Consider the following 5,876-nt stretch of genomic DNA (forward strand, 5'->3'; position numbering starts at 1 on the left):
AGAAAGTTGCAGGAGTACGCCGACTGGGGGGGCGGGTGGCCGCCCTCCAGCGGCCACCCGCCCCACCAGTCGGCGTACTCCTGCACGAGGTACAGCCCGCGCCCACCCTCGCAATCCACCCCGGCGGGCGGAACCCGATCCCCGGGCGGCTTCGCGAAGGGCGCGGGAATGTACGGGTGGCTGTCCCACACGCCGACCCGGACCCGCCCGTCACTCAACGCGGTCATCCGCAGGGAGGCGGGTCCCTTGGTATGCAGGTAGGCGTTGGTGACCAACTCGGACGCCAACAACTCGACCGCTTCGAGCACTTCACCCCGCCCATGCCCTTTGAGTACCGCCCGCACGGTCATACGTGCGACCTGTGCGGCGCGGGGGTCATGCGGGAGCCGAAGGGCGTACACCCAGGTGTCGGGCGGGGCTACGGTGACCATGGGAACTCCTCCTGGGGAAGGGGGCTTGGACGACTCGCCGACGGTCGCAGCCGAGCGGTGGCATTGCCTGGATTGGTGCGCTTCCGGCTTAGCAGCGGGGCCTGTTGGCGGTACGGCACTACGCTAGCGAGCACAGGGAGATACATCTCCCACTTTTGATAGATGTGCCCGCTATTACCTCGTGTGGGGGACACGAACACCCCACTGCGGGCTGAAAGGAGGCGTCTTGCCGCCCACCAACAATCCGACCCTGCGCCAGCGGCGACTGGGCGCTGAACTGCGCAGACTGCGTGAGCAGGCCGGCTTTAGCGTCACTGGCGCCGCAGCCCTGCTCGGCGTCAACCAGGGACGCGTCAGCATGATCGAGACCGGGCGCAGCCCTGTCAGTGCCGACCGGGTCCGCGCCATGGCGTCCGCCTACGCGTGCTCCGACGAAGCACTCGTCGACGCCCTGACCGGCCTCACAGGACGGCGGGCTCCCGGCTGGTGGGAGTCGTACCGAGAGCACCTGCCTGCCGCACTCGTCGACCTCGCCGAACTGGAACACCACGCAGCCGGGTTGCGCGTGGCCCTCGTGATCCACATCCCCGCGCTCCTGCAAACCACGGATCACGCCCGCGCCCTCTTTCGTGGCGTGGTACCACCCATGCGGCAGTACGAGATCGAGCACCGCCTGACCCACCGCATCAAGCGGCAAGGGATTCTGCACCGGGAGAACCCTCCCCGGTACTCGGCGTTCATCCACGAAGCGGCTCTGCGCATGGGCTATGGGGGCCCAGCGGTCGTCCTCGGGCAGCTCAAGCACTTGATCGACATGAGCGAATTGCCGCACGTCACAGTGCGGGTCATCTCGTTCGGCACGGAGCACTTCCCGAGCACCGGCCAGTCCTTCGACTACGTCGAGGGCCCCGTTCCGCAGCTCGACACAGTCCAGTTGGACACGCACCACGGCGGCTGCGGATTCCTCGATGCAGAGGCACAGTTGGCCAAGTACCGTGCCGTACTGGACCACATGGAGTCCTGCGCACTGGACCCCACCGCATCACGCGACTTCATCCACCGACTGACCCTGGACATCTGAGAGGCGCAGCCGTGCAGACCCTCCACTGGCAGAAGTCCTCGTACAGCGGCGACAGTTCGAACTGCGTCTACGTCGCCGCCTCTGTCACCGGAACCCTCCATCTCCGCGAGAGCGACCAGCCTGACGTCATCCTCACCACGACAGCGCCCGGCTTGCATACCTTCATATGCGCCCTCAAGGAACGGAAATGGGATGCCGCGTAACTTCGAAGATGCAGTAACAGGCGCCCTGGGGGGGAACGGCAAGACCTGCCGTGTCATCGGACCCGGACTGGGCCACGTTGGAGCGCGGACTGGGGGTGTCCCTGCCTGACGACTACAAGAGGATCGTGGCCAGGTACGCACCAGTTCAACTGAACGTGCATCTCTACCTGCACCACCCCTCCACGGTGCGGTGGAACCTCGGGCGGTGGATGGATCAAACAGCCACCGCGTTCGCGCGCAGCGACCTGACGGAAGCCAAGTGCCCGGGATTCCCCCAAGGTCCACTGTTCGGTGGCCCTGAAGGCCTGATCCCGCTGACCTCAACGGACCGCGGGGAGTACCTGTTCGGGGCCGCGGATACCCATTCCGGACATTGGCGCATCCTGGCCTGCAACGGCGACGAACAAGACTTCTACGAGTACCGGATGCCTTTCTCCGAGTGGCTCCACTGCTACCTTGCCGGCGAATCCATGTTCGGCCCAGGAAGCGCGGTCTTCTACCCCGGCCCTATCCTCTTCGAAGGGGCTGCCCATGACCGCATCGGAGCCCCCCACCACGTGGCACGACCCAGAGAGGTAGCAACTGTGCAGACTCTCCACTGGCAGAAATCCACGTACAGCGCCGAGGCCGCAAACTGCGTCTACGTCGCCGCCTCCCCCACCGGAACCATCCACCTCCGCGAGAGCGACGAGCCGGAGGTCATCCTCACCACGACGGCACCTAGCCTGCACGCCCTGATCCGGAGCCTCGCTCAGTAAACGCGGACTTCGGAGCCCAACAAGGGCAGTTCCCATAGTTCCAGCCGCCCACTGACCCAGTCACCGATGAACTGAACGGCTCCGCCCGTGTAGTGCCACCAGCCACCGTTGCGGGAAGCCACCGTCACAGGCCAGTCGTCCGGACCCGCGCCGGTCGTCGTCCAGAGGATGACGTCACCCGACAGGGAACTGGCCCAGGGAAGCAGACCGCTCGGAGCCGGGTGAGGGCGCAAGCCGATCGACATGTCCGCCTCCCACCAGTCCTGGACGATCTCCAACTCGCTCGCGGTGCCGCCCAGCCACGCGTCCTCCTTCCCCGAGCGGGGCAGAGAGACGTGCAGGAAGTCGCCGAGTGAGAAGGTCGGGTAGACCTCTGACAGGAGTCTGAAGTCGGCAGGCAGTGACGTACCGAGCCGCGCCTCGATCACCGACCAGCCGGGTGTTGCCGGGGCACGGCGACGATGCGGCACAAGCCCAGGAACCGCCGCTTCCAGGGCGGCAACCGCCTCGATCGGATTCACGAGCCGGTGCCGGGGATGCTGCGTACCGATGAGATCGTCCACGACGACAGCGTGCCAGAGACCCGGCGGCACGCTCGGCTTAACGGGGATCCTCTCGCCGGGCCGCGCTAGAGGCCGTTGGTGCCGCCGATGGCGACGGGCACGCTAGTCATCGAGGCCGCCTCCGATACCGCGCAGGGTGGCGCCGATCTCCTCGTCCGTCACAGCGGGCAGGTCGAGGGCTGGGATGTCCACGTGCCCCATAGGGTCGGTGCGGAACTGATGGACAGGCTCATCCAGACGCTCTATCGGGACAATGCCCATGATCGGCCGACCGTTCCTGGTGACGATCAGCGTCGCCCCTGCTTCGACCCGCTCCGCGATCTTGCTCGGCTGGTTGAGCGCCCGGAGCGGTACGACGTCGAACTGACTCGAGTCTGCGGCCACACATCGACCGTACCCGGCGTACCAGGCCGGGGATGCGTCAACAGGCTCGCCTGGTCCGGCTCGTACGCTGTGGCGCCATGAGGAACGAACTCACTTACGAGGGCAGCGCCTTCATCAATTTCCGTGACTACAAGTTCCGGGATGCGAGGTCGCATGGCTTCAGGTGGGTCAGCATCAAGCGTCTACAGCTCCCCACGGAACCCTCCGACGACAGGTAACTGCTTTCTGCACTCATCGGACATGAACAGTTCCGGGACGACTACGCAGGTGGTGGAGTGCTACCGGAGGGGACCAGGCACGGCCCGTATTGGCTGAGGTTGGTCACACCCGATGTCTCCGACACCATCAGCCCGGACAAGGGCGCGCACATCCTCCGGGAGTGGATGTCTCCACACGGTGACGTGTCCGCTGAACTGGAGGCGGAGCTGCAGCAGGCAGTCTTCGACCCCTTGGCCGCGGCCGACCACATCTACTACCTGCACGAGCTGGGGGACGAGGCCATCCACGACTGGGGGCGCGTGCACGACGACTTCCACGAATTCGTGCTCATCGACCGCTCATCTGACCAAATCACACTCCTCGTCGCTGCCGACGACTGAGCGGGTCGCCAGAGGCGCCACGGAAGGACGCCGAAGAAGAAGGAACTGAGCCACAGCCGAAACACGGCAACAAGTCACCGTGTCGTGGAAAGCACTGCGGCCAGTGACCGCGGACCATGCACGACACCGCCGCCCGTCCCCGACGACGCCTGCACCGCGACCGGCGCCGACGAACCGCCATCGCAGCTCCCGGTGCAGACGGGCCCAGAGGTTGGGGTCGGCTGGCGCTGGGCCTCGTCCCACCACGGCCTGGATTACGGGCGGCTCCGCTCCCGGAGTCAGTCCTGTTTTGGAAGACGGTGATGCTGGGCCTGTCGAACGCTCGCCATCGGCGCATCCACCCCAAAAGACCTCAAATGCAAGGAATACAGGAAGGCTCAAATTGGAATGTTCCACAATCACACGAGCGGGCTATCCGGAATTGACTCCCACCCAGGTTGCCCGACCGGCCACCCCCGAGGAAACTTCCCTTCTCCCAGAATCAATTGAAAAAAATCCTCGACACCTCCGTCAACAATCAGGAAACCGGGGTTCTGGCGAAAAGCGACGGCGACATTCCAAAGACCATCAGCATCGCCCGGCACTAGCAGGCACACGTCACCATTCCAATCATGGTAGGCCCATGGGACGACGTCATCCCATTTCGACTTTAGGCTGGCCGGAATATCTGGAACATCCTGATAGGCGGCATGAAAATATCGCCGCTCCTCCTGCATGAAATTCAGCAGCGGATCGCTACCACCGGGATGAGGAACGAAGAGGTGTCCGAACAGAACGGCGTCCCCATATCCGTCTACAAGATTTTTGTAGTCCTCCGGAAGCGCACGCCCGACCCACCCCTCCACCGCCCGCCACACCTCCGGAGAGACAGGGAACACTCGCTCCCGCTCGCCAAGCAGTGACACCAAGGATTCACTCACCCTAACTCACCTGCCATAAACCTCAGAAGAGCATATCGCACGCTCATGGGCAGGCGAGTTTATCACATGGCAATCAACATCCATCCCTTGATTCCCTTGAGCAGACAAATGAACTACATCTGGAATACCCGATGAGGAATTCGCGTAATATGGAGTCACTTCATAATGAACTGCCTGCCCATTCTGGCGAATCTGGCCAGCAATTTTATTTTCAATAATGCTCATTGCCGGACTATTTGCGACGCGATGCAATGGCACCAAGTTACGCAGATCAGTACCGGACCCGCCGAACTGGCAGCCTGCCAAATGGCCGCGTGCGCGATTTCGCCCTGGGGGAAGCTTGTAGAAGTCAGGGGGTTCGATTTTACCGGATTCACAGTCTTTCTTCCATGCAGTCCCGGTGCCGTCAAGCAGGTCTTCAGGACCATTGAAGTCGGCCACGATTCCTGTTGCGCGACAGCCGTCCCGACCTGGCCGGAAGCGCTCTCTCGGCAGGTACGTGATGTTACCTGTCACGTTCTCGCCAGCCTGGTCATCACAGCCTTCTTCGTTAGTCGAGTCCCCGCCCGGGTTTCGAGCTTCATTCAGGTACGGGTCCGGCAGTGTTTGGCCACTGTCGAAGGGGCCGAAGACAGATTGCCCAATCAGAGCGAGCATGTCGGCCACTCCGACAGCGGCATCCCAGCCCTTGCTCTCGTCCCACTTGCCAGCCATAGGATCCCAGTCCGGCCGGGGCTTAGTCCGTGTCGGAGCCGGCTCAGGGTTGGGACCGTTGTTGGGATTCTGGTCGATGGGCGGTGGTGGCGGGCTGATGACGCAACCGTATCGGCAGGCACCACTAGTGTCCTGAGTCGATAGTTCGCTTGCGGTTATAGGGTGGGGCGGTGCCTGGTCCGAAGCCGTTGCCGCTGGAGTTGTCCGATCACGAACGCCGGGT

At 63.6% G+C, this 5,876-nt stretch carries 9 protein-coding genes; 4 read left to right on the top strand and 5 right to left on the bottom strand.

What is annotated here, in order from left to right:
• Positions 1-431: ATP-binding protein (locus P1P75_RS38880; protein ID WP_319264272.1), on the bottom strand; the 431-nt coding region annotated here is incomplete at its 3' end.
• Between the two features lie 226 nt (positions 432-657).
• On the opposite strand from P1P75_RS38880, the gene P1P75_RS38885 reads away from it, so the two are divergent.
• From P1P75_RS38885 to P1P75_RS38895, 3 genes are all read left to right on the top strand, one after another.
• A complete protein-coding gene (locus P1P75_RS38885) occupies positions 658-1,512 on the top strand; it encodes a helix-turn-helix transcriptional regulator (protein ID WP_319264274.1) in 855 nt (284 codons plus the stop codon).
• A gap of 11 nt (positions 1,513-1,523) precedes the next feature.
• A complete protein-coding gene (locus P1P75_RS38890; RefSeq protein ID WP_319264276.1) occupies positions 1,524-1,715 on the top strand; it encodes a DUF397 domain-containing protein in 192 nt (63 codons plus the stop codon).
• Positions 1,716-1,810: 95 nt separating this feature from the next.
• Positions 1,811-2,473 carry a DUF397 domain-containing protein gene (locus tag P1P75_RS38895; protein WP_319264278.1) on the top strand — a complete coding sequence of 221 codons (663 nt, stop codon included), beginning with the start codon at positions 1,811-1,813 and terminating at the stop codon, positions 2,471-2,473.
• Here P1P75_RS38895 and P1P75_RS38900 read toward each other — a convergent pair.
• Both P1P75_RS38900 and P1P75_RS38905 read right to left on the bottom strand, forming a co-directional pair.
• A complete protein-coding gene (locus tag P1P75_RS38900) occupies positions 2,467-3,036 on the bottom strand; it encodes an SMI1/KNR4 family protein (RefSeq protein ID WP_319264280.1) in 570 nt (189 codons plus the stop codon). The genes P1P75_RS38895 and P1P75_RS38900 overlap by 7 nt on opposite strands.
• Before the next feature lie 102 nt (positions 3,037-3,138).
• Positions 3,139-3,420, bottom strand: a complete 282-nt coding sequence (locus tag P1P75_RS38905; protein WP_319264282.1) for a type II toxin-antitoxin system prevent-host-death family antitoxin — start codon at positions 3,418-3,420, stop codon at positions 3,139-3,141.
• Positions 3,421-3,737: 317 nt separating this feature from the next.
• On the opposite strand from P1P75_RS38905, the gene P1P75_RS38910 reads away from it, so the two are divergent.
• Positions 3,738-4,019 carry a hypothetical protein gene (locus P1P75_RS38910; RefSeq protein WP_319264284.1) on the top strand — a complete coding sequence of 94 codons (282 nt, stop codon included), beginning with the start codon at positions 3,738-3,740 and terminating at the stop codon, positions 4,017-4,019.
• Between the two features lie 398 nt (positions 4,020-4,417).
• On the opposite strand, the gene P1P75_RS38915 is transcribed toward P1P75_RS38910, so the two are convergent.
• Together P1P75_RS38915 and P1P75_RS38920 are read right to left on the bottom strand one after the other, a co-directional pair.
• A complete protein-coding gene (locus tag P1P75_RS38915) occupies positions 4,418-4,939 on the bottom strand; it encodes a hypothetical protein (protein ID WP_319264285.1) in 522 nt (173 codons plus the stop codon).
• A gap of 6 nt (positions 4,940-4,945) precedes the next feature.
• Positions 4,946-5,653, bottom strand: a complete 708-nt coding sequence (locus P1P75_RS38920) for a DNA/RNA non-specific endonuclease (RefSeq protein WP_319264287.1) — start codon at positions 5,651-5,653, stop codon at positions 4,946-4,948.
• Positions 5,654-5,876: the final 223 nt, after the last annotated feature.

The sequence above is a fragment of the Streptomyces sp. ID05-39B genome, from assembly GCF_033794725.1.
Taxonomy (GTDB): Bacteria; Actinomycetota; Actinomycetes; order Streptomycetales; family Streptomycetaceae; genus Streptomyces; species Streptomyces bobili.

Coding starts and splice junctions, on each gene's coding strand:
- P1P75_RS38920 (WP_319264287.1), bottom strand. CDS start 5,653: ATGGCTGGCAAGTGGGACGAGAGCAAGGGCTGGGATGCCGCTGTCGGA.